We start from the raw sequence: 24,705 nt of genomic DNA on the forward strand, positions 1-24,705 counted from the left end.
CAAGGAGTGTATTATGAAAGCAAAAGAAGCCACACTATTAGGATTTTTTGAAGAAAATCAAAACAATCAATTTGTCATCCCCATCTATCAGAGGTTGTATAGTTGGGAAAAGGAACAATGCGAACAATTATGGGATGATATTATAAAAATTGGCGGGAATGATAAGGCGAATGGGCATTTTATCGGTTCTATTTTGTATGTACTAGATGGTAATACGCCCTCTAGCCCATTACTCATCATTGACGGCCAACAAAGGCTCACCACTATCACGCTTTTACTCATTGCTTTGAGAGATTATTTAAACGATGAAAACGATGAAGATGAATTTTTAGAAAAATTTTCGCGCTCAAAAATCCAAAATCGCTACCTTACTAACAGCGATAAGAAAGGCGATAAGAAATTCAGACTCATCTTATCAGAGTCTGATAAAGATACTTTGCTATCTTTGATTGATAAAGACAAAAGAAAGCCGAGCGAGCCTTCATCAAAAATAGTGGAAAATTTTAAATTATTTGAATAATGGGTTAGTAACACCGACAAATTAGAAACGATTTTTAAAGGATTAGAAAAACTCATGATAGTTTGGATTGCTTTAGACAAAGAAAAAGATGATCCTCAACTTATCTTTGAGAGCATGAACTCAAAAGGTATCGAACTCACGCAAACGGATTTGATCAGAAACTATATCGTAATGGAAACGGAGGCTGAAAAACAGGAAGGCTTTTATAATAAATATTGGAGGGCTATGGAGGAGGATTTTAAACAAGATGAAAAATTGTTTGATCGGTTTGTCCGGCACTATCTCACGATCAAAACAAGAGACATCCCTAATCTCAATAAAGTTTATGAAGCTTTCAAGGGTTACCAGCAAAAAGAGGGGATAGAAATAGAGGATTTATTAAAAGATTTGCAAAAATATTGTGGGTATTTTTGCCAGATTGCATTCAAAAAAGAAGCCGATAAAAAAGCTGATAAGGATTTAAACAAGGCTTTAAGTTTTTTGGTGGATTTGGATATGGATGTGGTGTATCCGCTATTACTAGAGCTTTATAGCGATTATAGCAATGGCGTTTTATCCAAGCAGGATTTTATCCCTATTATCGCTTTAATAGAGAGTTATCTTGTCAGAATAGCGGTGCGTGGTAGCACAAATGGTCTTAATAAACTCTTTGCCTCTTTTGCAAAACATATCCAAAAAGATGAATATTTTGAAAGCCTAAAGGAACATTTTGGGTTGCTAAAGGGGGGGCAAAGATTTCCAAACGATGACGAGTTTAGAAATCTTTTTATTACGATAGAATTTTATAAGAAGTTTAAGAAAAAAACTAAATGCTTTCTTGAAAGGTTAGAAAAATTTGACACAAAAGAGCCGGTCGATACTCAAAAATGCAATATAGAACATATAATGCCTCAAAAACTCACGGAAGAATGGAAAAAGGATTTGGGTGAAAATTTTAAAGCAATACACGATAAATACCTCCACACAATAGGCAATCTCACTCTAACCGGCTATAACTCTGAATACAGCAACAAATCTCTCCAAGAAAAAAGAGATATGGAAAACGGCTTCAAGAATAGCCCATTGAGACTCAATCAAGGTTTGAGGGATTTAGAATCTTTTGGAGAAGAAGAGATTAAAAAAAGAGCTAATGATTTAGCGGATTTGGCTTTAAAGATTTGGACTTATCCAAAGCTAAATGCAGAAACGCTAGAGAAGTATAAACCCAAGAAAGACAAGAAAGAAAAAAAGGTTTATGATTTAAACTCTTATAAGTTTGGCTCTCATTCAAGGGAATTGTTTGATATTTTAAGAAAAGAGATCAAAGCTCTTGATGAAAAGATCGCTGAAAATTTTAATCAAGATTATATCTCTTATAAGTTTAGCAAAAATTTTGTGGATATTGTTGTGCAAACAAAAGACTTAAAATTGTATTTAAATATGAAATTCAATGAACTGCAAGATGAAAAAAATTTAGCAAGGGATATGACTAATAAAGGCCATTTAGGGAATGGGGACATAGAAGTCAAGCTAGAAACAAAAGAGAATATCCCTTATTGTTTGGGATTGATCAAAAAGGCTTTAGAAAAACAGATGGGTGGTAGGAATGGGCAATAAAAACCCAACTTATTAAAATAAAGAGTATAATTACAAATTACTTACAACTTAAAGGGGATATGATGAAAGTTCTATTATTAGAAGATGTGAAAAATTTAGGAAAAGCGGGTGAAGTGTGTGAGGTTAAAGATGGCTATGGGAATAACTTTTTAATCGCTAACCAAAAAGCCAAACTCGCCACTAACGAAGTGATCAACAAATACAAAGCCGAAGTCAAAAAGAAAGCGGAAAAAGAAGCCCTAGAAAAAGCACAAAAATTGCAAATGGTAGAAACTTTACAGACCATCACGCTGACTATCCATAAAAAAGTCGGCGCGAACGGCTCTTTATTTGGAGCGATCACGAAAGAAGAGATTACGGAGCGTTTGAAAGAACAGCATGCGAATTTGGATTTAGATAAAAAAGACATCGAGCTCAAACACCCAATTAAAAGCACAGGAATTTATGAGATTGAAGTCAAGCTTGGATTTGGAGTTGTGGGTGCGTTTAAAATTGATGTGGTAGCTGAGTAGAAAATGTTTGAAGCGACGACGATTCTAGGCTATAGAGGGGAGATGGGGGGCAAGAAGTTCGCACTCATTGGAGGCGATGGGCAGGTAACTTTGGGCAATTGCGTAGTCAAAGCCAATGCGACAAAAATCAGAAGCTTGTACTACAACCAGGTTTTAAGCGGGTTTGCCGGAAGCACGGCGGACGCTTTTAGTTTGTTTGATATGTTTGAACGCATTTTAGAGAGCAAAAAAGGGGATTTGTTTAAAAGCGTAGTGGATTTCAGCAAAGAATGGCGCAAAGACAAGTATTTACGCCGACTAGAGGCGATGATGATCGTTTTAAATTTGGATCACATTTTCATTTTGAGCGGCACGGGCGATGTTTTAGAGGCTGAAGACAATAAGATCGCTGCTATTGGGAGTGGGGGGAATTACGCTTTGAGTGCGGCTAGGGCTTTAGATAATTTCGCTCATTTAGAGCCTAGAAAACTTGTAGAAGAGTCCTTAAAAATCGCAGGGGATCTTTGCATTTACACCAACACGAATATTAAAATTTTGGAGCTTTAATGTCTAAATTGAATATGACCCCACGAGAAATTGTCGCTTATTTGGATGAATACATCATTGGGCAAAAGGAAGCTAAAAAGTCTATCGCTATCGCTTTTAGGAATCGTTACAGGCGTTTACAACTGGAAAAATCCTTACAAGAAGAAATCACGCCTAAAAACATTTTAATGATTGGCTCTACTGGCGTGGGTAAAACTGAAATCGCAAGAAGAATAGCAAAAATCATGGAGCTCCCCTTTGTGAAAGTGGAAGCGAGCAAATACACAGAAGTGGGTTTTGTGGGACGCGATGTGGAGTCTATGGTAAGGGATTTAGTCAATAACAGCGTGCTTTTAGTGGAAAATGAGCATAAAGAAAAATTAAAAGACAAGATTGAAGAAGCGGTTATAGAAAAAATCGCTAAAAAACTCCTACCCCCCTTGCCTAATGGCGTGAGCGAAGAAAAAAAACAAGAATACGCTAACAGCCTTTTAAAAATGCAACAAAGAATCGCGCAAGGCGAGTTGGACAGCCGAGAAATTGAAATTGAAGTGCGTAAAAAAAGCATAGAGATTGATTCTAACGTGCCGCCTGAAATTTTAAGGGTTCAAGAAAATGTGATTAAGTTTTTCCATAAAGAACAGGATAAAGTCAAAAAAACTTTAAGCGTTAAAGAGGCTAAAGAAGCCCTAAAGGCAGAAATTAGCGACACGCTTTTAGACAGCGAAGCCATTAAAATGGAAGGCTTGAAGCACGCGGAAAGTTCAGGGGTGATTTTTATTGATGAAATTGATAAGATCGCTGTAAGCTCTAAAGAAGCAGGCCGTCAAGATCCCAGTAAAGAGGGGGTTCAAAGGGATTTGTTGCCGATTGTAGAGGGGAGTGTGGTGAATACGAAGTATGGCTCTATTAAAACAGAACATATTTTATTCATTGCAGCAGGGGCCTTTCATCTTTCTAAGCCAAGCGATCTCATCCCTGAATTGCAAGGCCGTTTCCCTTTAAGGGTGGAGTTAGAGAATTTAACCGAAGAAATCATGTATATGATTTTAACCCAAACTAAAACTTCTATCATCAAACAATACCAAGCCCTTTTAAAAGTGGAGGGCGTAGAAATTGCGTTTGAAGACGATGCGATCAAAGAGTTAGCCAAACTTTCTTATAACGCCAATCAAAAAAGCGAAGATATAGGCGCTAGAAGGTTGCACACCACCATTGAAAAAGTGCTAGAAGACATTAGCTTTGAAGCGGAGGATTATTCTGGGCAAAATGTTACTATCACTAAAGAGTTGGTCCAATCAAAGCTAGAGGATTTAGTGGCTGATGAAAATTTAGTGAAGTATATTTTATAATGAAAACTAAGGCGGGCTTTGTAGCTCTTATAGGCAAACCAAACGCTGGAAAAAGCACTCTTTTAAACACTTTATTAAACGCTCATTTAGCCCTCGTTTCGCATAAGGCTAATGCGACAAGAAAATTAATGAAATGCATCGTGCCTTTTAAAGATAAAGAGGGGTATGAGAGCCAGATCATTTTTTTAGACACGCCAGGGCTTCATCATCAAGAAAAATTACTCAACCAATGCATGCTCTCACAGGCTTTAAAAGCGATGGGCGATGCTGAATTATGCGTTTTTTTGGCTTCTGTGCATGATGATTTAAAAGGCTATGAAGAGTTTTTGAGTTTGTGCCAAAAACCCCATATCTTGGCTTTGAGCAAGATTGACACCGCCACGCATAAGCAGGTTTTGCAAAAATTACAAGAGTATCAAAAATACGCTTCACAATTTTTAGCTTTAGTGCCTTTGAGTGCGAAAAAATCTCAAAATTTAAACACGCTTTTAGAATGCATCAGCAAACATTTAAGCCCTAGCGCATGGCTTTTTGAAAAGGATTTGATGAGCGATGAAAAAATGCGCGATATTTATAAGGAAATCATTAGGGAGAGTTTGTTTGATTTTTTGAGCGATGAAATCCCTTATGAAAGCGATGTAATGATTGATAAATTTATAGAAGAAGAACGCATAGATAAGGTGTATGCACATATTATCGTGGAAAAAGAAAGCCAAAAAAAAATCGTGATAGGCAAAAACGGGGTGAATATCAAACGCATCGGGACTAGTGCACGATTGAAAATGCAAGAAGTGGGCGGAAAAAAGGTTTTTTTAAACTTGCAAGTGATCGCTCAAAAATCATGGAGCAAGGAAGAAAAGAGCTTGCAAAAACTGGGCTATATCCATAAAAGGGGTATGGATTGAAAAAAATATTACCGGCTTTGTTAATGGGGTTTGTGGGCTTGAATGCTAGTGATCGTTTGTTAGAAATCATGCGCCTTTATCAAAAACAAGGCTTGGAAGTGGTGGGTCAAAAGCTGGATTCTTATTTAGCGGATAAATCTTTTTGGGCAGAAGAGCTTCAAAATAAGGACACGGATTTTGGCTATTATCAAAACAAGCAGTTTTTATTTGTGGCTAATAAATCCAAGCCTAGTTTAGAGTTTTATGAAATAGACAACAACATGCTTAAAAAAATCAACAGCTCTAAAGCCCTTGTAGGCTCTAAAAAAGGCGATAAGACTTTAGAGGGCGATTTGGCCACGCCTATTGGAGTGTATCGTATCACGCAGAAATTAGAGCGCTTGGATCAATATTATGGCGTTTTGGCTTTTGTAACGAATTACCCTAATTTGTATGACACCTTGAAAAAACGCACCGGGCATGGCATTTGGGTGCATGGAATGCCTTTAAATGGCGATCGGAATGAATTGAACACCAAGGGTTGTATTGCGATTGAAAACCCGCTTTTAAGCTCTTATGACAAAGTGTTAAAAGGCGAAAAAGCGTTCCTCATCACCTATGAAGACAAGTTTTTCCCAAGCACTAAAGAGGAATTGAGCATGATTTTAAGCTCCCTTTTTCAATGGAAAGAAGCTTGGGTTAGGGGCGATTTTGAACGCTACATGCGTTTTTATAACCCCGATTTCACTCGCTATGACGGCATGAAATTCAACGCTTTTAAAGAGTATAAAAAAAGGGTGTTTGCAAAAAATGAAAAAAAAAATATCGCTTTTTCCTCTATCAATGTGATCCCTTACCCCAACTCTCAAAACAAACGCTTGTTTTATGTGGTGTTTGACCAAGATTACAAAGCCTACCAGCAAAACAAGCTCTCTTATAGCTCCAATTCTCAAAAAGAACTCTATATGGAGATTGACAACAATCAAGTGTCTATTATAATGGAAAAATAAGCTAGAGATAGACGCTGAAGTCAAGACCACGATAAAAGACAAAGTAATGGAAGCCAAAGTCATTGGCATTAGAAATAATCGTGCAACTTTACAGAGTGAAAAAGGGAATGGAGCTTTAAAAATAACAAATGATTAAGAAACATTAATTAAGAATTATGAATAGAGGATTTTAGGAGCTATAAGGATGAAGCATGACACTGGTTTTATAGATGTGAGTATTCCATATCAGGGATATAAATTAAGTCTTTGTTTGGAAAGAATTGAAGATATAGGGGAATTCACTCTATTTTGCTTGCATGCTTTTAGAGATGGATTAAATCTTAATGAATTATCACAAGTTACAGAGATTGATTTTATGACCATTCAAAAACACCTAGATTTTTTAGTAAAGCGGGGGTTTGTCAATGAAAAACACAAGATCAGTGTTTATGGGTGCAACATTTTAAAATTACATGATGAAATCAACAAATTTAATCGCACAAATCGGGTGGTGTTTTTAGAAAATGCAGTGAGAGAAAAAGTAAAAAAATGGCGTGAACGCCAAGAGCTAACAGATCGTTCTTGTGGGTGGCTCATTGCAGGAGAAGATTTAAGCCTACAAGAATTTGAGGAACTTTATAATGCGTGCAAGGATATTGATTAGGTATTGCGCTTATTGGATAATGCGAAAGACTTCAAAGATGTTTCAGATGAGATCAGGGTGCGTTTAGAACCAAAGGGAGTAGAGCGGTTTTTAATTTTTAAAATCAATCCAAAGGCACTAACACCTACAAAGATCGAAAGGATAACATATATTCGTGCAATCCATGGGGAGCAAGAGTGTTTTATAGAGATAGAAACACTCTGCAAGCAACTATGATAAGCATCGATCTCTTTAAAACCGATGGGCGTTTTGCGCGTGGTATGCACAACACAAAAAATCATCTATAGTGCCATACGCTATGGAGCAAAAGGAATCGCTAAAGTGAGTCCAGTCTTAGTCTGTGTGGATGTGGTGCTTAGTTTGGCTGATATGATCCATTCTTATGGCCAATATCGTGCCGCTAAAGAGCAAACCAAACAATTAGAAATAATACGCAATACTTTAAGAAAACAATATGAAAATCTTTTGATAGAATTAAGATTAGACAAACAGAAGCTCAGATTACAGCTTGCCCAAGACTTAGAAAAGATAGATGCTAGAATACACAAGAATGCGGATAAAATGCATCAGCTTAAATTAGCTTATAAATGTAGCTTTATGGTTTTAAAATGTATCAAGGAACATTTAGATGAATATGAGAAAAAATTCCCTTATGACAATGCCCAAAGAATTGTAGCCTTGCGCTAACAATACCATGAAGTGCTCACAGCGCATTGCTAAGCGTCTTTAAACTTTATAGGAGGTTAATATGAAAAGCGTTAATTTACCCACGCCAAAAGAAATTCTAAAGGGGGTTTTCTTGACAATCTCTCTTTATCAGATATGTTAAAGTTGGTAACTACTTCTAAAGACTTGATTTCATCAGCGATCAATGCCCAGAAAGAAATTAGCAAAGAGCAAGAAAAGACTAAACAAGTAGAAATACAAGCAAATCAAGAGATGATAGCTTCAAACAACAGATTGAAAGAAAGATCGCTGAATTCCAAAGAGATATAACGGCACTCAATAAGATGCATGAACAAGAAATGCTCAGACTCTCCAATGAGCATGAAAAAGACATGAAGCTTTTAGAAATAATGCAAAGCATCATCAATAAGATTGATTCGCTGAATCAATTTTTAAGCTGCGAACATGGGGAATACCAAATGGTGGATGGATTGCATGCGCAACTGATTCATTACCAACAAGCTTTGCTTGCATTAACATCTAAGGTGAATTAATGCTACCCTTTATTGTGGGTGGGGCTATCCTAGCAGTTGGTTTTGGGGTGTTGGCGGCTTTTTTTGATGTTGAAACCGAAAAAGAAAAAGAACGCCAAAACACGCTCAAAAAAAATATAGAGGACTACACGCACAAAGCGCAACAGGCTAAAAAACGCCACAAACACCAACAAACCCTAAAGATCGCAGACCATTGTCTCAATATTATCCAACGCTATTTGCAAGAAATTGAAAGATTGCAACAAGAAAAGAAAGAGACACCCACGCAATTAGAGGCTGTTCTAGAGCAAATCCAACAAGAAATGAAATCTCTACCCATACAGCAAAAACATGCACTGCAAATATATTACAACCGCTTTGAAGACGCGCAACGCCGCGCTTTAGCTTATTTGGATTATTTGTCTTGTTTAAAAACTCAATTACAAGAGAAAGAAAAACGCCTTAAAAGTGATTTGGGTGAGATTAAAAAATTAAAACAAAAGGTCAAAGAGAATGAAAAGGATATTAAGAAACATCAAGAGGTATTAGAACAATTTGAAGAATGGCGTGATGAATCGCAATCTAATAACCCAAAGAATGCTGTTAAAATGCAAGAGTGGATGGATGAGAGACAAGAAAAAATTGACAGGGCTTGGCATTTTATCAATAAGGATCAAAGCCGGATAAAGAAAAAAGAATGTGCCATAGATGAAATTTTAAAGCATATCCAAACTATGGAGCCAAACTATCTCTTGCCTCAAGACTTTCTTTATGTTGGAAAACTTGCTTGTGTCAATAAAAGTGAAATCTATGCGCATGATGGAGATGAAGAAAGCAATATTTATGGGCAACGCCTAAGTTTGGAATCTGGAGAACATGAAAAAAAGTTATGGGATTCTTATAACTCTCAAGAGGAATTTTATATTTTAATCACACGGCAAAATAAAGAAGACAACAAACTTTTCAAAGCTAGCTTGTGTAAAGGTTTGATCTATAAGCACATTTTAGAAGAGAGCGTTTTTGAAGTGTCGCCTAGGTATGAAGATGCAATTGATAAGAAAATGACCAAGTGTTTGTTTCATGGGATACAACTTTCACTACCCATTGCATACAAGGAATTTAAACATAAAAAGTACACACCAAGGGATACTCTCAAGGTGTGGGTAACAAATTATGACAACTTGCTAAAAAGTGTATTCATTGCTGAAAAAGAGCCAGAACCCAAACACATGGATGTGATTATACTCTTTAATGACCGACTGGGATCTCAAATTTTAAAATACGCTTATATTTTTAATGACTTCAATCTTAATTATTCCGTGTTAGATTATCAAAAGAATGGAGCAATCAAAAATACCTCGCAATTTTACGATCCTAAGAATATTATCCGTTGGATTAATGTTGAAGGGGAGCATCAACTAGAAAAAACAAGTAGCTATAACAAAGATCAAGTTCAAAAAATCATAGAGCTTTTAGAGCAAATCAATCGCGCTCTTAACCAAAGAAAAATCAGAAAAACCATAGGAATTATCACACTTTATAATGCCCAAAAAAGACGCTTGCGATCAGAAGTGGGAAAATACGGCTTCAAGAATTTTGATGAGCTCAAAATAGACACTGTGGATGCCTTTCAAGGCGAGGAGGCAGACATTATTATTTATTCCACCGTGAAAACTTGTGGTAATCTTTCTTTCTTGCTAGATTCTAAACGCTTGAATGTAGCTATTTCTAGGGCAAAAGAAAATCTCATTTTTGTGGGTAAAAAGTCTTTCTTTGAGAATTTGCGAAACGATGAGAAGAATATCTTTAACGCTATTTTGCAAGTCTGTAGAATAGGTAATCTTTTCCAAAGATAATCATTAGACATTATTCGCTTCAAAACGCTCCTAAATTGCAAACTTATTTTTTTTGAATGCTTTACTTTATGGTGAGCCATAACTTTATAATCTACCAATCCATCGCATGACTTTTAAAATACTCAAAGATCCTAGATGAGAGCTTGAGTTGGATTGACTTTAGTTTATTTTAATTTTTCTTTATTTTGAAATATCTTGAAATGCTTAGCTCAATCAACATTTAACAAAAAAGCCAAAACATTTTTTAAGAAGAAAAAACCCTAAAACCCAATATCAGTTTGATTGCTAAAATAAAAGCTGCCAAAGTCTTTGGGCGTGTGGTGCGATTCTTTCTCTATAACGGCGTCTTTAACACAAGCAACACGCAAAGCGTCAAAATAAGTCCCAACGCTAGCGCAACCGCCGAGTAAAGACGCTCCAATAAACATGCTATTTCTAATGGTTTTCATTTTATATCCTTTTGTTTTAAAATTTTTAATAACTCAAATACTTTAATCATGCGTTTATGATAGTTAAGATTTATTATTAAACAAAAAGTAAATGAAACTCAAAACAATCACAATAACGCCCTAAATCCAAACCATAAACGCTACCCTTTGTAATCCTTGATAATTTATAATTTTTGCTATAATAAAGCCCTAACTAAAATTTCTCCTTTTATTTTAGTTAGACTTCTTGAATTAAAATTATAGTAGGCTTGTTACACCCACCTTGTTTTTAAATATTGTGGTATAATGATAGTGTTCAAAGACATGAATTGACTGATCAAGCGTGTAGCGATTTTTAGCAGTCTTTGATACCAACAAGATACCGATAGGTATGAAACTAGGTCATAGTAAGGAGAAACAATGATTGACGAAACCGTTAACCAACAACCACAAACCGAAGCGGCTTTTAATCCGCAGCAATTTATCAATAATCTTCAAGTAGCTTTTCTTAAAGTTGATAACGCTGTCGCTTCATATGATCCTGATCAAAAACCAATCGTTGATAAGAACGATAGGGATAACAGGCAAGCTTTTGATGGAATCTCGCAATTAAGGGAAGAATACTCCAATAAAGCGATCAAAAATCCTACCAAAAAGAATCAGTATTTTTCAGACTTTATCAATAAGAGCAATGATTTAATCAACAAAGACGCTCTCATTGATGTAGAATCTTCCACAAAGAGCTTTCAGAAATTTGGGGATCAGCGTTACCGAATTTTCACAAGTTGGGTGTCCCATCAAAACGATCCGTCTAAAATCAACACCCGATCGATCCGAAATTTTATGGAAAATATCATACAACCCCCTATCCCTGATGATAAAGAAAAAGCAGAGTTTTTAAAATCTGCCAAACAATCTTTTGCAGGAATCATTATAGGGAATCAAATCCGAACGGATCAAAAGTTCATGGGCGTGTTTGATGAATCCTTGAAAGAAAGGCAAGAAGCAGAAAAAAATGGAGAGCCTACTGGTGGGGATTGGTTGGATATTTTTCTCTCATTTATATTTGACAAAAAACAATCTTCTGATGTCAAAGAAGCAATCAATCAAGAACCAGTTCCCCATGTCCAACCAGATATAGCCACTACCACCACCGACATACAAGGCTTACCGCCTGAAGCTAGAGATTTACTTGATGAAAGAGGTAATTTTTCTAAATTCACTCTTGGCGATATGGAAATGTTAGATGTTGAGGGAGTCGCTGATATTGATCCCAATTACAAGTTCAATCAATTATTGATTCACAATAACGCTCTGTCTTCTGTGTTAATGGGGAGTCATAATGGCATAGAACCTGAAAAAGTTTCATTATTGTATGCGGGCAATGGTGGTTTTGGAGCCAAGCACGATTGGAACGCCACCGTTGGTTATAAAGACCAACAAGGTAACAATGTAGCTACAATAATTAATGTGCATATGAAAAACGGCAGTGGCTTAGTCATAGCAGGTGGTGAGAAAGGGATTAACAACCCTAGTTTTTATCTCTACGAAGAAGACCAACTCACAGGCTCACAACGAGCATTGAGTCAAGAAGAGATCCGAAACAAAATAGATTTCATGGAATTTCTTGCACAAAACAATGCTAAATTAGACAACTTGAGCGAGAAAGAGAAGGAAAAATTCCGAACTGAGATTAAAGATTTCCAAAAAGACTCTAAGGCTTATTTAGACGCCCTAGGGAATGATCGTATTGCTTTTGTTTCTAAAAAAGACCCAAAACATTCAGCTTTAATTACTGAGTTTGGTAATGGGGATTTGAGCTACACTCTCAAAGATTATGGGAAAAAAGCAGATAAAGCTTTAGATAGGGAGAAAAATGTTACTCTTCAAGGTAACCTAAAACATGATGGCGTGATGTTTGTTAATTATTCTAATTTCAAATACACCAACGCCTCCAAGAGTCCTGATAAGGGCGTGGGTGCTACGAATGGCGTTTCCCATTTGGAAGCAGGCTTTGACAAGGTAGCTGTCTTTAATTTGCCTAATTTGAATAATCTCGCTATCACTAATCCTATAAGGCGTGATTTAGAAGATAAACTAGCCACTAAAGGATTGTCCCTAAATGAAGCCAGTAAGCTCGTCAAAGACTTTTTGAACAGCAACAAAGAGTTGGTTGGAAAAGCTTTAAACTTCAATAAAGCTGTAGCTGAAGCTAAAAACACAGGCAATTATGACGAAGTGAAAAAAGCTCAGAAAGATCTTGAAAAATCCCTAAGGAAACGAGAGCATTTGGAGAAAGAAGTAGCGAAAAATTTGGAGAGCAAAAGCGGCAACAAAAACAAAATGGAAGCGAAATCTCAAGCTAACAGCCAAAAAGATGAGATTTTTGCGTTGATTAATAAAGAGGCTACTAGGGAAGCAAGAGCGGCTGCTTACGCTTCGAATCTTAAAGGCATCAAAAGGGAATTGTCTGATAAACTTGAGAATATCAACAAGAATTTGAAAGGCTTTGATAAATCTTTTGATGAATTCAAAAATGGCAAAAATAAGGATTTCAGCAAGGCAGAAGAAACGCTAAAAGCCCTTAAAGGCTCGGTGAAAGATTTAGGTATCAATCCAGAATGGATTTCAAAAGTTGAAAACCTTAATGCAGCTTTGAATGAATTCAAAAATGGCAAAAATAAGGATTTCAGCAAGGTAACGCAAGCAAAAAGCGACCTTGAAAATTCCGTTAAAGATGTGATCATCAATCAAAAGATAACGGATAAAGTTGATAATCTCAATCAAGCGGTATCAGTGGCTAAAGAAACGGGCGATTTCAGTAGGGTAGAGCAAGCGCTAGCCGATCTCAAAAATTTCTCAAAGGATCAATTGGCTCAACAAGCTCAAAAAAATGAAGATTTCAATACTGGAAAAAAATCTGAAATATACCAATCCGTTAAGAATGGTGTGAATGGAACCCTAGTCGGTAATGGGTTATCTAAAGCAGAAGCCACAACTCTTTCTAAAAACTTTTCGGACATCAAGAAAGAGTTGAATGCAAAACTTGGGAATTTCAATAACAACAATAATGGACTCAAAAACGAACCCATTTACGCTCAAGTCAATAAAAAGAAAGCAGGACAAGCAGCTAGCCATGAAGAACCCATTTACGCTCAAGTTGCTAAAAAGGTAAATGCAAAAATTGACCGACTCAATCAAATAGCAAGTGGTTTGGGTGGTGTAGGGCAAGCAGCGGGCTTCCCTTTGAAAAAGCATGATAAAGTTGAAGATCTCAGTAAGGTAGGGCTTTCAGCTAGCCCTGAACCCATTTATGCTACGATTGATGATCTCGGCGGACCTTTCCCTTTGAAAAGGCATGATAAAGTTGATGATCTCAGTAAGGTAGGGCTTTCAAGGGAGCAACAATTGAAACAGAAGATTGACAATCTCAATCAAGCGGTATCAGAAGCTAAAGCAGGTTTTTTTGGCAATCTAGAGCAAACGATAGACAATCTCAAAGATTCTGTAAAAAACAATTCTGTGAATCTATGGGCTGAAAGTGCAAAAAAAGTACCTGCTAGTTTGTCAGCGAAACTAGACAATTACGCTACTAACAGCCACACACGCATTAATAGCAATATCCGAAATGGAGCAATCAATGAAAAAGCGATCGGCATGCTAACGCAAAAAAACCCTGAGTGGCTCAAGCTCGTGAATGATAAGATAGTTGCACATAATGTGGGAAGCGTTCCTTTGTCAGAGTATGATAAAATTGGCTTCAACCAGAAGAATATGAAAGATTATTCTGATTCGTTCAAGTTTTCCACCAAGTTGAACAATGCTGTAAAAGACATTAAGTCTGGCTTTACGCAATTTTTAACCAATGCATTTTCTACAGGATATTACTGCTTGGCGGGGGAAAATGCAGAGCATGGAATCAAGAACGTTAATACAAAAGGTGGTTTCCAAAAATCTTAAAGGATTAAGGAATACCAAAAACGCAAAAACCACCCCTTGCTAAAAGCAGGGGGTTTTTTAAACTACCCAAGCAGAAATCCCAAATATCTTTAGTGTTTGGGATGAATGCTACCTAATTCATGGTATCATATCCCCATACATTCGTATCTAGCGTAGGAAGTGTGCAAAGTTACGCCTTTGGAGATATGATGTGTGAGACCTGTAGGGAATGCGTTGGAGCTCGAACTCTGTAAAATCCCTACTATAGGGACACAGAGTGAGAACCAAACTCTCCCTACGGGCAACATCAGCCTAGGAAGCCCAATCGTCTTTAGCGGTTGGGCACTTCACCTTAAAATATCCCGACAGACACTAACGAAAGGCTTTGTTCTTTAAAGTCTGCATGGATATTTCCTACCCCAAAAAGACTTAACCCTTTGCTTAAAATTAAATTTGATTGTGCTAGTGGGTTCGTGCTATAATGCGGAATTAATTAAGGGTTATAAAGAGAGCATCAACTAGAAAAAACAAGTAGCTATAACAAAGATCAAGTTCAAAAAATCATAGAGCTTTTAGAGCAAATCAATCGCGCTCTTAACCAAAGAAAAATCAGAAAAACCATAGGAATTATCACACTTTATAATGCCCAAAAAAGACGCTTGCGATCAGAAGTGGGAAAATACGGCTTCAAGAATTTTGATGAGCTCAAAATAGACACTGTGGATGCCTTTCAAGGCGAGGAGGCAGACATTATTATTTATTCCACCGTGAAAACTTGTGGTAATCTTTCTTTCTTGCTAGATTCTAAACGCTTGAATGTAGCTATTTCTAGGGCAAAAGAAAATCTCATTTTTGTGGGTAAAAAGTCTTTCTTTGAGAATTTGCGAAACGATGAGAAGAATATCTTTAACGCTATTTTGCAAGTCTGTAGAATAGGTAATCTTTTCCAAAGATAATCATTAGACATTATTCGCTTCAAAACGCTTTCATAAATCTCTCTAAAGCGCTTTTTATAATCAACACAATACCCTTATAGTGTGAGAGGCCCTTTTGGGGAATTGAGTTATTTGACCCTAAATTTTTATTAGCGTTACAATTTGAGCCATTCTTTAGCCTGTTTTTCTAGCCAGATCACATCGCCGCTCGCATGAAATTCCACTTTAGGGAATGCGTGTGCATTTTTCTTAAGGGCGTATTTTTGCTGCAAATATTCCACAATAGCATCGCCCGAATGGATGAGTAGGGGGGGCGTTGAAAGGGCAAAATGCTCCATAAAATAGCCCTCAATTTTTTGAGCGATCAAGGGAAAATGCGTGCAACCTAAAATAATCACTTCAGGTAAAATCTTTAAGGGAGTGAAATAATAACGCATGCAAGTTTCTAACAATTCGCCCCCTAAAATACTTTCTTCAATCAAAGGCACAAAAAGAGAAGTGGCTAAATGCGAAACATTCAAATAGCCTTGTTGTTTCAGGGCGTTGTCATAAGCGTTGGATTGAATCGTCGCTTTTGTCCCTAGCACTAAAATAGGGGCGTTTTTATCTTTTACTTGTTGCTTGATCGCTAAAATGCTTGGCTCAATCACGCCCACAATAGGGATTTTGGAATGCTTTTGCATCTCTTCTAAAGCTAGAGCGCTCGCCGTGTTGCATGCCACAACCAATAATCCAATCTGGTGCGGTTTGAAAAAATCCAAAGCCTCTAATCCAAATTGCTTGATCGTGGTGGGGTCTTTAGTGCCATAAGGCACTCTAGCGCTATCGCCATAATAGATGATTTCATCAAATAGTTGCGCTTTTAAAAGGCTTTTTAAAACGCTGAACCCTCCCACACCGCTATCAAAAACGCCTATTTTCATGACACTTTTTTTAATTTAATGGGATTAATTAGGGATTTTATTTTTCATTCATTAAATTTAAAAATTCTTCATTGTCCTTAGTTTGTTGCATTTTAGAATACACAAAGCTTAAGGCTTCTATGTCGTCCATTTGTTGCATCACATTCCTTAAAACCCACACTTTAGTCAATCGGTCTTTGCCAAGCAGGATATTATCTTTTCGTGTGCCGGATTTTAAAATATCAAAGGCTGGGTAAATGCGCCTATCCGCAATATTCCTTGCTAAAACGATTTCGCTATTCCCGGTGCCTTTAAATTCTTCAAAAATCACCTCATCCATTCTAGATCCCGTTTCAATCAATGCAGTAGCGATAATCGTCAAGCTCCCGCCTTCTTCAATATTCCTTGCGGCCCCAAAAAAGCGCTTGGGCCTGTGCAAGGCGTTCGCATCCACGCCTCCACTTAAAACCTTACCGCTTGAAGGCGTTACAGCGTTATACGCTCTGGCTAAACGGGTGATAGAATCTAATAAAACCACCACATCTTTTCCCATTTCCACTCGCCTTTTAGCCCTTTCTAGGACTAATTCAGCGATTCGTATGTGGTTGTTTGCGGGTAAATCAAAAGTGGAGCTAAAAACTTGTCCCTTAACGCTTCGTTGCATATCCGTAACTTCTTCAGGGCGCTCATCCACTAAAAGGATAATCAATTCCACTTCAGGGTGGTTAGAAGTGATGCCTTGGGCGAGTTCTTTCATCAGCTCCGTTTTCCCAGTCCTTGGTGGCGCAACAATCAAAGCCCTTTGACCTTTCCCCACAGGGCTGAATAAATCTAACATTCTGCCGGTAACTTTAGTGGGTTCGTATTCTAATTTGATTTGTTCATCAGGGAATAGGGGGGTTAGATTGTCAAACAAAGGGCGGTTTTTAATCTCATCTGAAGGCAAATAATTGATGGCTTCTATTTTTAAAAGGGCGTAGTATTTTTCCTGGTCTTTGGGGGATCGCACTTGACCGGTAACAATATCGCCATTCCTTAAAGCAAAACGCCTGATTTGAGAAGGGCTAACATATGTGTCATTATGCCCGTCTGAAAAACTCCCATCAAACCCTCTTAAAAAGCCATAGCCATCAGGCATGATTTCTAAAATCCCGGTAAAAAGAATGTATCCGCCTTGCGTAACTTGGGTTTTTAAAATTTCAAACATCAAGTCTTGTCGTTTGAATTCTTGGGGGTTTTCCACTTTGAGCTTGTTAGCGATTTCTAAAAGCTTTTCAGTAGGGTAGGTGCGTAAATCTTCAATGTGATAACCGCTCACTGGCGTGTGTGTTTTGACTTTGTGCGAACTTTTGTGCGTAGGCGCGTTTTCGTTCATTAAATTTCCTTTTAACAAAAAGAGATTTCTAGTTTGTTGCAATTAAGATAAAAATACAAAAAGCTAAAGCATTCTTAAAAAATTAGTGTAACCAAAAGATGCTAATAAGTGGCGCATGCCACAAGTGTTGGATTTCGTAATGCTTTGCTATGCTATCATAATTTTTTTAACAAAGCAAATTTTTGTTTTAATTTTAGAGTGTTTTAATTTATTATGACTTATGCTATAATTTTAAGTTTAAATTTAAAAATAAAGGATACTTGATGAAAAAAGGCATTCACCCCGAATATATCCCATGCAAAGTTACTTGCGTAACTAGCGGGAAAGAAATTGAAGTTTTAAGCACCAAACCTGAAATGCGTATTGATATTTCTAGCTTTTGCCACCCTTTCTATACCGGTAGCGATAAAATCGCTGACACTGCAGGGAGAGTAGAGAAATTCAAGCAACGCTACAACTTGAAGTAATTCTTTTAAAAAGCGTGGCTTTTTGTGCTGTATTTTTTGCCCACTCCTATAGGTAATCTCGCTGACATTACGCTACGCACCTTAGAAGTTTTAGAGCGTTGCGAGGTTTTTTTATGCGAGGATACAAGGGTGAGTAAGAGGTTGTTGCACTTGCTTGCACAAAACCCTGTTATTAGCCATTCTTTCCCTAATATCGCTACTCAAAAAAGGGAGTTTATCGCATTCCATTCGCACAATGACCAGGAATTTTTAAACAAAGTAGAGCTTTCTTTTTTTGACAAAGAAATCGCTGTGATGAGCGATGCGGGCATGCCAAGTTTGAGCGATCCAGGCATGAGTTTAGTCGCTCACGCTTTAAAACATAACATTCCCTACGATGTTTTGCCCGGGGCTAATGCGCTCACTACGGCGTTTTGCGCGAGCGGGTTTTTAGAAGGGCGGTTTTTTTACGCCGGCTTTTTACCTCATAAGAGTAAGGAAAGGCGCTTAAAAATCGCTAAAATTTTAAACGCTTTAGCGTATTTAGAAGAAAAAACCCCGGTGGTTTTTTATGAAAGCCCGCACCGATTGCTAGAGACTTTAAAGGATTTAAACGATTTGGCTAAAGGCATGCATTTGTTTGCAGCTAAAGAGCTTACCAAACTCCACCAACAATATTATTTAGGAGAGGTTTCTCAAATCATGGAGCGGTTGCAACAAAATAATATCCAAGGGGAGTGGGTTTTAGTGCTTTTGAATGAGAAAAAAATAGAGCCTTGCATGGGGCTATCGGCGTTATTGGAGTTGGATTTACCTCCTAAAATTAAGGCTAAAATTGAAGCCGCTATGACACAAAAAAACGCTAAAGAGCTTTATTTCCAGCGTTTGTTAGAAGAAAAAAATCAATAAAAGGGGTTTAGCATGCAAGCAGTAATTTATGGCAAGCAGGTGATTATGCGCATTCTAAACTCTCATCAAGAAAAATTGCAAGAAATCTATCTTTCTAAAGAAATAGACAAAAAGCTTTTTTTCGCGCTCAAAAAAGCATGCCCTAATATCATCAAAGTGGATAATAAAAAAGCGCAAAGCTTGGCTAAGGGAGGGAATCATCAAGGGGTTTTAGCTAAGGTGGAACTGCCTTTGGCGGTTTCTTTAAAAGAGGTTAAAAAAGCGCAAAAACTTTTAGTGCTTTGTGGGATTACGGATGTGGGGAATATTGGGGGTATTTTTAGGAGCGCGTATTGCTTAGGAATGGATGGCGTTATTTTAGATTTTGCTAAAGAATTGGCTTATGAGGGGATTGTGCGATCCAGCTTGGGGCTTATGTATGATTTGCCTTTTAGCGTTGTGCCTAACACGCTGGATTTAATCAATGAATTGAAAACGAGCGGGTTTTTATGTTTGGGTGCGAGCATGCAAGGCTCTAGTCAAGTAGAAAATCTATCCTTAAAAAAATGCGCTCTTTTTTTGGGGAGCGAGCATGAGGGGTTGTCTAAAAAAATCCTTGCTAAAATGGATACTATATTAAGCGTAAAAATGCGAAGAGATTTTGATTCGCTCAATGTGAGCGTGGCAGCAGGGATCTTAATGGATAAAATCAACTAGGTGGTCAATTGAATGGAACAGCATAAAAAAAGTTTAGAAAATTTAGATCTTTCTGGTGTTCAAAACATTTCTAAAGATATTTCTGGTGCGGCATTAGAAGAATTATCGCTTAAAAATTTAGATAAAAATTTGCAGATTTTAAAAGAAGTTGGAGTAACAGAAATTTGCAGGGCGACTAAAATCGCTTCTAAAAATATCCATTCTATCTTGGAAAAACGCTATGAGTCTTTATCAAGGGTGCATGCTAGGGGATTTATACAAATTTTAGAGCGCGAGTATAAAATGGATTTGAGCGCATGGATGAAAGAATTTGACAAAGTGTGTGTTTTTAAAGAGGGCGTAAGTAAAGAGAAAAATCAAGAAACAGATCCTGAAGAAACAGCAAAAAAACCCCTTAAGGTTGAATTGGATTACAGCATCAATCAAGCCAACACTTCATTATCCAAAAAATCTTCCAAATGGAAACCCTTTGTTTTGGTTTTAGGGGTGGTTGTCATTATTTTAGTGGTCGTTATCATTCAAGACAGCTCTTCTTTAAAAGAAGAGAGAGAGCAAGAAAGCGCTATTAAGCCCGACACCAAAAATAGTTCTTTCAATGAAGCTAATCCTACAGAAGAAAACAAGCCAGAGCCAACGCCTAAACCAGAAGAAAAACCAAAAGAACACTACAAGCAAGGAAAAGAAGCGATCAAAGAAAATCCCAATACCATTTATATCATCCCTAAAAAAGATATTTGGGTAGAAGTGATTGATTTGGATGAGAAAAAAAATTCCTTTCAAAAGGTTTTTAAAAAAAATTATTCTTTAGAAACCAAAAACCACCGCCTGTTGTTGCGTTTTGGGCATGGGCATCTTAGTCTTAAAAACAACCATCAAGAACAAGATTATAACGACAGCAAAACCAGGCGGTTTTTATACGAGCCAAATAAAGGCTTAACGCTCATCAACGAGGCCCAATACAAAGAACTCCAGCAATGAAAAACCTTTTTTTAGCTTTTATTATTGGAGGAACGCTATTAAACGCTGATGCTTTAAACGATAAGATTGAGAATTTAATGGGGGAGCGGGCTTATCATACGAACAAGCTTTTTTTAGAGCGTTTGTTTAAAAATCGTAAGGATTTCTATGTAATGGGGCGTTTGGATTCCTTGAAACTGCTCAACACTCTCAAAGAAAATGGGCTTTTGTCTTTTAATTTTGACAAGCCAAGCATGTTGAAAATCACTTTCAAGGCTTCAAGCAATCCCCTAGTGTTTGCCAAAAGCATCAATAATTCTTTGAACATGATGGGGTATTCGTATGTTTTGCCCATTAAAATGCAAAGCTCTTCGGGCGAGAATGTTTTTTTATATGAGCTTAAAACGGAATATGTTTTAGACCCTAACATTTTGATAGAGACGATGAAAAGTCATGGTTTTGATTTTGTGGATATTAGGCGCATATCCTTGAAAGAGTGGGAATACGATTTTTCTTTACAAGAAGTCAAGCTCCCTAATGCGAGAGCTTTAGTTTTGAGCAGCGATCCTGTGGAATTTAAGGAAGCGAGTGGGAAATACTGGCTGAGCGTGAATCAGAATGCGTATTTAAAAATAAGCTCTAATAACCCTTTGTGGCAACCCAAAATCATTTTTTATGATGAAAACTTAAAGATTATTCAAATCATTGCTAAAGAAAACAAGCAACAAGAAATCGCTCTTAATTTGCTCAATGGCGTGCGTTTTATCCATATCACTGACGCAAAAAACCCTATCATTTTAAAAAATGGGATTAGCGTGGTTTTTGATGCGATGCCTTAAGTAGGGGTAACCCTTATCCAATTGATTGGAATATAAGAAAATCCGCTTTCAGGCTTAAAAAAAGAGGGCCTTAATAATAGCGATCCACCCAATATTTACCAAAAAAAATCTTTTGTATCACACAGCCCACCAATAGACCAGATCCCGCTTCTATAAAAAGGACAGCCCACCAATTAATAAAACCAAACCATACAAAAAATAAATGCACTGGTAAAGTGCCAAGCAATAGTGAAACGCCGCTCACAATAGAAATTCCAAAGCGGGTTTTAAAGATTTTACTTTTTTTGCCAAACGCCATGTCTGCTACAAATTCCCCACTAAAAGAAATCAAAAACCACCAAATCAAATGTTCAGGCATCAATAACCAATCAACTGCACTACTTCTATTAACCGCTGTAATGACAAAAAGTGAGAAAAAATACACGCTTGAAGATGCAAAATGCCTGCCCCTATTCCTTAAAGACCAATTCCTAGAAAAGCGGCTTTTGATTTTTTCATATATAACCATGGGATTTCTTTCTTTTTTAAAATACCATTAGACCTAACTTTTGTATTGTAAAATAAGAATGCTTTCATTCAATACTCTGATCATGATAATTGTCTTTTTATATTCAAACAAAAGGAGAGATAGCAGATTGGTAACACAATGATGTTTTTTATATTATTATACAAACTATGTAAAATATTCGCTTTTTTCTAAAATGATAGCAAGTCGTGAAAAATTCGGCTTTGTTTTTATTGAGCGTTGGTTATAAAAAAATATTGCATTTTTTAAGATTGGATAGTAGAGAGTTTGATTTTATTCAAGCGGTATTTTTTAAAGCGTTCTTTAGGGGGGATTTTAGTTGTAGGGGGAGAATGATTTCAAAACACCCCTTATTTCTTTAAGAGAATGAGTTTAAAATAAAGTTTAAACACACAATTTTAAAAGTTAAAGAACCAATTATCAAGATTTCATTAAGGCAAAGTTTTTTATAGATCTAATTCATGCTCTCCACAAACGAGCCAAGCGACATCAATTTTTGATAGCGGTTGTCAAGGAAATGAGGGTCTTGTTGGATAGTCCTTAGAGCGTCTAAAAAATACTCTTTGATCGTGTTAGCCGCTGAAAATTTGTCTCTATGAGCCCCTTTGCTAGGCTCTAAGATAATATCATCAATAAGCCCCGCCTCCTTTAAGTCTCTAGGCGTGATTTTCATCGCTTTAATAGCCACTTCAGTCTTGCTAGGGTCATCCCAAAGAATCGCTGCACAACCTTCTGGGGATATAACGCTAAAAATGGAATATTCCATCATAGCCAACTTGTCAGCTACCGCAATCGCTAGTGCACCACCACTGCCCCCTTCACCGATAATTACAGAAATAGTAGGGACTTTTAAAGAAGCGAACTCTTGGAGGTTTTTAGCGATCGCTTCACTCTGGCCTCTTTCCTCTGCACCAATCCCCGGATACGCCCCGGCTGTATCTACAAGCATTAAAATAGGCAAATTAAATTTTTCAGCAAATTTCGCCATTTTCAAAGCTTTACGATAGCCACAAGGGTTAGGCATGCCAAAATTTCTTAAGAGCTTGTTTTTAGTCCCTCTGCCTTTTTCTTCTCCGATCACCACAACCGGAACATTATCAATTTTCCCTATAAAACACACGATCGCTTTATCATCGTTATAGTGCCTATCCCCAAAGACTTCATACTTATCTTTTAAGATGAGATCAATGTAATCCATAGCGTAGGGTCTGTCAGGGTGTCTTGCTAATTGGAGTTTTTGAAAATCAGTGAGATTGGAATAAATGCTTTTAACTTCCTTATCCAATCTTTTTTCTAAGATTTCTTTAGCGTCCTCATCGCCTCTAATAAGGGCTAATTCAATTTCATTTTGAATCTCTTTAATATGATTTTCAAAATCTAAATAAACGGCCATTCAAAATCCTAACTTTATAAAACTAGGCTTTTTTGAAAATCACAACACCATTAGTGCCACCAAAACCAAATGAGTTACTCATCACTGCATCCACTTGTTTTTCTTTGGCCGTATTAGGGATATAATCCAGATCGCATTCTGGGTCAGGCGTTTCTTGATTGATGGTAGGAGGTAAGATTCCTTGATTCATGGCCATGATAGAAATAACGGCTTCTAACGCGCCCGCAGCGCCCAAGCAATGCCCAATCTGCCCTTTAGTGGAGCTAACAGGAGGGACTTTTTCTTTAGAGCCAAACACATTTTTTAGAGCGATGCTTTCATACCAATCATTATAATGCGTGCTTGTCCCATGAGCGTTCACATAGCCTACTTCCACTTTCGCCATTTCCAAAGCCATTTTCATGGCTCTAAAAGCCCCTTCGCCCTCAGGGGCTGGGGCTGTGATATGGTTAGCATCGCCGCTCTCGCCATACCCGGCAAATTCTGCATAAATTTTTGCCCCTCTTTTTTTCGCGCTCTCGTATTCTTCAAGCACCAAAGCCCCAGCGCCTTCGCCCATCACAAAACCATTGCGATCCTTATCAAAAGGTCTTGAAGCTTTTTTGGGATCATCATTCCTTGTAGAAAGGGCTTTAATGCTCGCAAACCCCCCAATCCCTACAGGACAAATGGTGGATTCCGCTCCCACGACTAGCATTTTGTCAGCCCCATTAAGCAAAATGGTTTTAACCGCTTCAATGATGGCATGAGTGCCTGCTGCACAAGCCGTTACGCTAGAGAGATTAGGCCCTTTAATACCAAACTCAATGGAAGTGAAACCACCAATCATATTCACTAACGCAGAAGTGATGAAAAAGGGATTAACTTTTCTAGGGCCTTTTTCAAAACAAAAAATGGAATTCGCTTCAATATTGCCTAACCCGCCAATCCCAGAGCCAGAGCTTACGCCCATGCGGTTTGCCAATTCTTCAGGGCATCTATTGTGAGCGTCTAAAATCCCACTATCTTTCATCGCCTCTCTTGTGGCTTTCAAGGCTAATTGAATGAAACGACCCGCCTTTTTAACATCTTTGGGATTCATCACCTCTGTAGGGTCAAAGTCAGTGATTTCTCCAGCAATACGCACAGGAAACGCACTTGCATCAAAACTTTCTATGTTCTTGATACCGCATTCCCCTTTAGCGATCGCTAAAAAAGAATCTTCTTTATTTAAACCTAGCGAATTGATCATTCCCATTCCAGTTACTACAATCCGACGCACCA

The 24,705-nt window shown here is 37.4% G+C and carries 23 protein-coding genes and 2 pseudogenes; 18 read left to right on the forward strand and 7 right to left on the reverse strand.

Features of this window, described 5'->3' with window-relative positions; translation table 11 throughout:
• Window positions 1–13: 13 nt before the first annotated feature.
• The 10 genes and pseudogenes from FIM66_RS05190 to FIM66_RS05230 all read left to right on the forward strand — a co-directional run bounded on the left by FIM66_RS05190 (window position 14) and on the right by FIM66_RS05230 (window position 10,097).
• Window positions 14–2,116 (forward strand): annotated as a pseudogene (locus FIM66_RS05190) (GmrSD restriction endonuclease domain-containing protein).
• A 62-nt stretch (window positions 2,117–2,178) separates the two neighbouring features.
• On the forward strand, window positions 2,179–2,628 hold the full coding sequence (rplI, locus tag FIM66_RS05195; protein WP_024112207.1) for a 50S ribosomal protein L9: 450 nt from the start codon (window positions 2,179–2,181) through the stop codon (window positions 2,626–2,628).
• Window positions 2,629–2,631: 3 nt separating this feature from the next.
• Window positions 2,632–3,174, forward strand: coding sequence for an ATP-dependent protease subunit HslV (hslV, locus tag FIM66_RS05200; protein WP_140472567.1), 543 nt, complete (start codon window positions 2,632–2,634; stop codon window positions 3,172–3,174).
• A complete protein-coding gene (gene hslU, locus FIM66_RS05205; RefSeq protein WP_140490682.1) occupies window positions 3,174–4,505 on the forward strand; it encodes an ATP-dependent protease ATPase subunit HslU in 1,332 nt (443 codons plus the stop codon). Before hslV ends, hslU begins: the two co-directional genes overlap by 1 nt.
• The gene (gene era / locus FIM66_RS05210; protein WP_194146989.1) at window positions 4,505–5,410 is read left to right on the forward strand and encodes a GTPase Era; all 906 of its coding nucleotides are present in this window, start codon (window positions 4,505–4,507) and stop codon (window positions 5,408–5,410) included. The genes hslU and era overlap by 1 nt, the downstream gene beginning before the upstream one ends.
• Complete coding sequence (gene csd6 / locus FIM66_RS05215; RefSeq protein ID WP_140548256.1) at window positions 5,407–6,399, forward strand: cell shape-determining L,D-carboxypeptidase Csd6; 993 nt, start codon at window positions 5,407–5,409, stop codon at window positions 6,397–6,399. The genes era and csd6 overlap by 4 nt, the downstream gene beginning before the upstream one ends.
• A gap of 184 nt (window positions 6,400–6,583) precedes the next feature.
• Window positions 6,584–7,042 carry a hypothetical protein gene (locus FIM66_RS05220; RefSeq protein ID WP_238698576.1) on the forward strand — a complete coding sequence of 153 codons (459 nt, stop codon included), beginning with the start codon at window positions 6,584–6,586 and terminating at the stop codon, window positions 7,040–7,042.
• A 240-nt stretch (window positions 7,043–7,282) separates the two neighbouring features.
• The gene (locus tag FIM66_RS08160) at window positions 7,283–7,729 is read left to right on the forward strand and encodes a hypothetical protein (protein WP_238700565.1); all 447 of its coding nucleotides are present in this window, start codon (window positions 7,283–7,285) and stop codon (window positions 7,727–7,729) included.
• A 323-nt stretch (window positions 7,730–8,052) separates the two neighbouring features.
• Window positions 8,053–8,262: a hypothetical protein gene (locus FIM66_RS05225; RefSeq protein WP_120928236.1), complete on the forward strand. Its 210-nt coding sequence runs from the start codon at window positions 8,053–8,055 to the stop codon at window positions 8,260–8,262.
• Window positions 8,262–10,097 (forward strand): AAA domain-containing protein, encoded by a 1,836-nt coding sequence (locus tag FIM66_RS05230; RefSeq protein WP_140600157.1) that lies wholly within the window; start codon window positions 8,262–8,264, stop codon window positions 10,095–10,097. Before FIM66_RS05225 ends, FIM66_RS05230 begins: the two co-directional genes overlap by 1 nt.
• Window positions 10,098–10,357: 260 nt before the next feature.
• On the opposite strand, the gene FIM66_RS05235 is transcribed toward FIM66_RS05230, so the two are convergent.
• Window positions 10,358–10,546 carry a hypothetical protein gene (locus FIM66_RS05235; RefSeq protein ID WP_000849503.1) on the reverse strand — a complete coding sequence of 63 codons (189 nt, stop codon included), beginning with the start codon at window positions 10,544–10,546 and terminating at the stop codon, window positions 10,358–10,360.
• A 399-nt stretch (window positions 10,547–10,945) separates the two neighbouring features.
• Here FIM66_RS05235 and cagA point away from each other — a divergent pair, with 399 nt between their 5' ends.
• Together cagA and FIM66_RS08325 are read left to right on the forward strand one after the other, a co-directional pair.
• Window positions 10,946–14,485, forward strand: a complete 3,540-nt coding sequence (gene cagA / locus FIM66_RS05240; protein ID WP_140600158.1) for a type IV secretion system oncogenic effector CagA — start codon at window positions 10,946–10,948, stop codon at window positions 14,483–14,485.
• Window positions 14,486–14,677: 192 nt separating this feature from the next.
• On the forward strand, window positions 14,678–14,860 hold the full coding sequence (locus FIM66_RS08325; RefSeq protein ID WP_140600159.1) for a hypothetical protein: 183 nt from the start codon (window positions 14,678–14,680) through the stop codon (window positions 14,858–14,860).
• Here FIM66_RS08325 and FIM66_RS05250 read toward each other — a convergent pair.
• Window positions 14,817–14,921 (reverse strand): annotated as a pseudogene (locus tag FIM66_RS05250) (RNA-guided endonuclease InsQ/TnpB family protein); the annotation flags it as partial. The gene FIM66_RS08325 and the pseudogene FIM66_RS05250 sit on opposite strands and share 44 nt — an antisense overlap.
• A gap of 124 nt (window positions 14,922–15,045) precedes the next feature.
• Here FIM66_RS05250 and FIM66_RS05255 point away from each other — a divergent pair.
• Entirely contained in the window at window positions 15,046–15,420 is a 375-nt protein-coding gene (locus tag FIM66_RS05255) for a C-terminal helicase domain-containing protein (RefSeq protein WP_238700196.1), read from the forward strand.
• A 134-nt stretch (window positions 15,421–15,554) separates the two neighbouring features.
• On the opposite strand, the gene murI is transcribed toward FIM66_RS05255, so the two are convergent.
• A complete protein-coding gene (murI, locus tag FIM66_RS05260; protein ID WP_140478917.1) occupies window positions 15,555–16,322 on the reverse strand; it encodes a glutamate racemase in 768 nt (255 codons plus the stop codon).
• 37 nt (window positions 16,323–16,359) lie between these two features.
• On the reverse strand, window positions 16,360–17,676 hold the full coding sequence (rho, locus tag FIM66_RS05265; protein ID WP_001004709.1) for a transcription termination factor Rho: 1,317 nt from the start codon (window positions 17,674–17,676) through the stop codon (window positions 16,360–16,362).
• A 263-nt stretch (window positions 17,677–17,939) separates the two neighbouring features.
• Here rho and rpmE point away from each other — a divergent pair, with 263 nt between their 5' ends.
• The 5 genes from rpmE to FIM66_RS05290 are packed head-to-tail and all read left to right on the forward strand — an operon-like array spanning window position 17,940 to window position 21,523.
• The gene (rpmE, locus tag FIM66_RS05270) at window positions 17,940–18,143 is read left to right on the forward strand and encodes a 50S ribosomal protein L31 (RefSeq protein ID WP_000715278.1); all 204 of its coding nucleotides are present in this window, start codon (window positions 17,940–17,942) and stop codon (window positions 18,141–18,143) included.
• Between the two features lie 24 nt (window positions 18,144–18,167).
• Window positions 18,168–19,031, forward strand: a complete 864-nt coding sequence (gene rsmI / locus FIM66_RS05275) for a 16S rRNA (cytidine(1402)-2'-O)-methyltransferase (RefSeq protein ID WP_140500388.1) — start codon at window positions 18,168–18,170, stop codon at window positions 19,029–19,031.
• A gap of 12 nt (window positions 19,032–19,043) precedes the next feature.
• Window positions 19,044–19,727: a 23S rRNA (guanosine(2251)-2'-O)-methyltransferase RlmB gene (rlmB, locus tag FIM66_RS05280; RefSeq protein WP_140548268.1), complete on the forward strand. Its 684-nt coding sequence runs from the start codon at window positions 19,044–19,046 to the stop codon at window positions 19,725–19,727.
• Between the two features lie 12 nt (window positions 19,728–19,739).
• Window positions 19,740–20,705: a sialidase gene (locus tag FIM66_RS05285; RefSeq protein WP_140600160.1), complete on the forward strand. Its 966-nt coding sequence runs from the start codon at window positions 19,740–19,742 to the stop codon at window positions 20,703–20,705.
• Complete coding sequence (locus FIM66_RS05290) at window positions 20,702–21,523, forward strand: hypothetical protein (protein ID WP_140600161.1); 822 nt, start codon at window positions 20,702–20,704, stop codon at window positions 21,521–21,523. Before FIM66_RS05285 ends, FIM66_RS05290 begins: the two co-directional genes overlap by 4 nt.
• 70 nt (window positions 21,524–21,593) lie before the next feature.
• Here the strand turns inward: FIM66_RS05290 and FIM66_RS05295 are convergent, their stop codons facing one another.
• The 3 genes from FIM66_RS05295 to FIM66_RS05305 form a co-directional block, all read right to left on the reverse strand.
• Complete coding sequence (locus FIM66_RS05295) at window positions 21,594–22,031, reverse strand: hypothetical protein (RefSeq protein WP_140600162.1); 438 nt, start codon at window positions 22,029–22,031, stop codon at window positions 21,594–21,596.
• Window positions 22,032–22,503: 472 nt separating this feature from the next.
• Window positions 22,504–23,442, reverse strand: coding sequence for an acetyl-CoA carboxylase carboxyl transferase subunit alpha (accA, locus tag FIM66_RS05300; RefSeq protein WP_000312023.1), 939 nt, complete (start codon window positions 23,440–23,442; stop codon window positions 22,504–22,506).
• 22 nt (window positions 23,443–23,464) lie between these two features.
• A complete protein-coding gene (locus tag FIM66_RS05305) occupies window positions 23,465–24,703 on the reverse strand; it encodes a beta-ketoacyl-ACP synthase II (protein ID WP_140548276.1) in 1,239 nt (412 codons plus the stop codon).
• Window positions 24,704–24,705: the final 2 nt, after the last annotated feature.

The organism is Helicobacter pylori, from assembly GCF_006439795.1.
GTDB classification, from domain to species: Bacteria; Campylobacterota; Campylobacteria; order Campylobacterales; family Helicobacteraceae; genus Helicobacter; species Helicobacter pylori_CR.

Excerpts from the sequence above, each read along its gene's own strand:
- rplI (WP_024112207.1), top strand. The coding sequence starts at position 2,179 with ATGAAAGTTCTATTATTAGAAGATGTGAAAAATTTAGGAAAAGCGGGT.
- accA (WP_000312023.1), bottom strand. The coding sequence starts at position 23,442 with ATGGCCGTTTATTTAGATTTTGAAAATCATATTAAAGAGATTCAAAAT.
- FIM66_RS05230 (WP_140600157.1), top strand. The coding sequence starts at position 8,262 with ATGCTACCCTTTATTGTGGGTGGGGCTATCCTAGCAGTTGGTTTTGGG.
- murI (WP_140478917.1), bottom strand. The coding sequence starts at position 16,322 with ATGAAAATAGGCGTTTTTGATAGCGGTGTGGGAGGGTTCAGCGTTTTA.
- cagA (WP_140600158.1), top strand. The coding sequence starts at position 10,946 with ATGATTGACGAAACCGTTAACCAACAACCACAAACCGAAGCGGCTTTT.
- rlmB (WP_140548268.1), top strand. The coding sequence starts at position 19,044 with ATGCAAGCAGTAATTTATGGCAAGCAGGTGATTATGCGCATTCTAAAC.
- FIM66_RS05285 (WP_140600160.1), top strand. The coding sequence starts at position 19,740 with ATGGAACAGCATAAAAAAAGTTTAGAAAATTTAGATCTTTCTGGTGTT.
- FIM66_RS05225 (WP_120928236.1), top strand. The coding sequence starts at position 8,053 with ATGCATGAACAAGAAATGCTCAGACTCTCCAATGAGCATGAAAAAGAC.
- era (WP_194146989.1), top strand. The coding sequence starts at position 4,505 with ATGAAAACTAAGGCGGGCTTTGTAGCTCTTATAGGCAAACCAAACGCT.
- FIM66_RS05235 (WP_000849503.1), bottom strand. The coding sequence starts at position 10,546 with ATGAAAACCATTAGAAATAGCATGTTTATTGGAGCGTCTTTACTCGGC.
- hslU (WP_140490682.1), top strand. The coding sequence starts at position 3,174 with ATGTCTAAATTGAATATGACCCCACGAGAAATTGTCGCTTATTTGGAT.
- rho (WP_001004709.1), bottom strand. The coding sequence starts at position 17,676 with ATGAACGAAAACGCGCCTACGCACAAAAGTTCGCACAAAGTCAAAACA.
- FIM66_RS05220 (WP_238698576.1), top strand. The coding sequence starts at position 6,584 with ATGAAGCATGACACTGGTTTTATAGATGTGAGTATTCCATATCAGGGA.
- FIM66_RS05295 (WP_140600162.1), bottom strand. The coding sequence starts at position 22,031 with ATGGTTATATATGAAAAAATCAAAAGCCGCTTTTCTAGGAATTGGTCT.
- FIM66_RS08160 (WP_238700565.1), top strand. The coding sequence starts at position 7,283 with ATGGGCGTTTTGCGCGTGGTATGCACAACACAAAAAATCATCTATAGT.
- FIM66_RS05290 (WP_140600161.1), top strand. The coding sequence starts at position 20,702 with ATGAAAAACCTTTTTTTAGCTTTTATTATTGGAGGAACGCTATTAAAC.
- hslV (WP_140472567.1), top strand. The coding sequence starts at position 2,632 with ATGTTTGAAGCGACGACGATTCTAGGCTATAGAGGGGAGATGGGGGGC.
- rpmE (WP_000715278.1), top strand. The coding sequence starts at position 17,940 with ATGAAAAAAGGCATTCACCCCGAATATATCCCATGCAAAGTTACTTGC.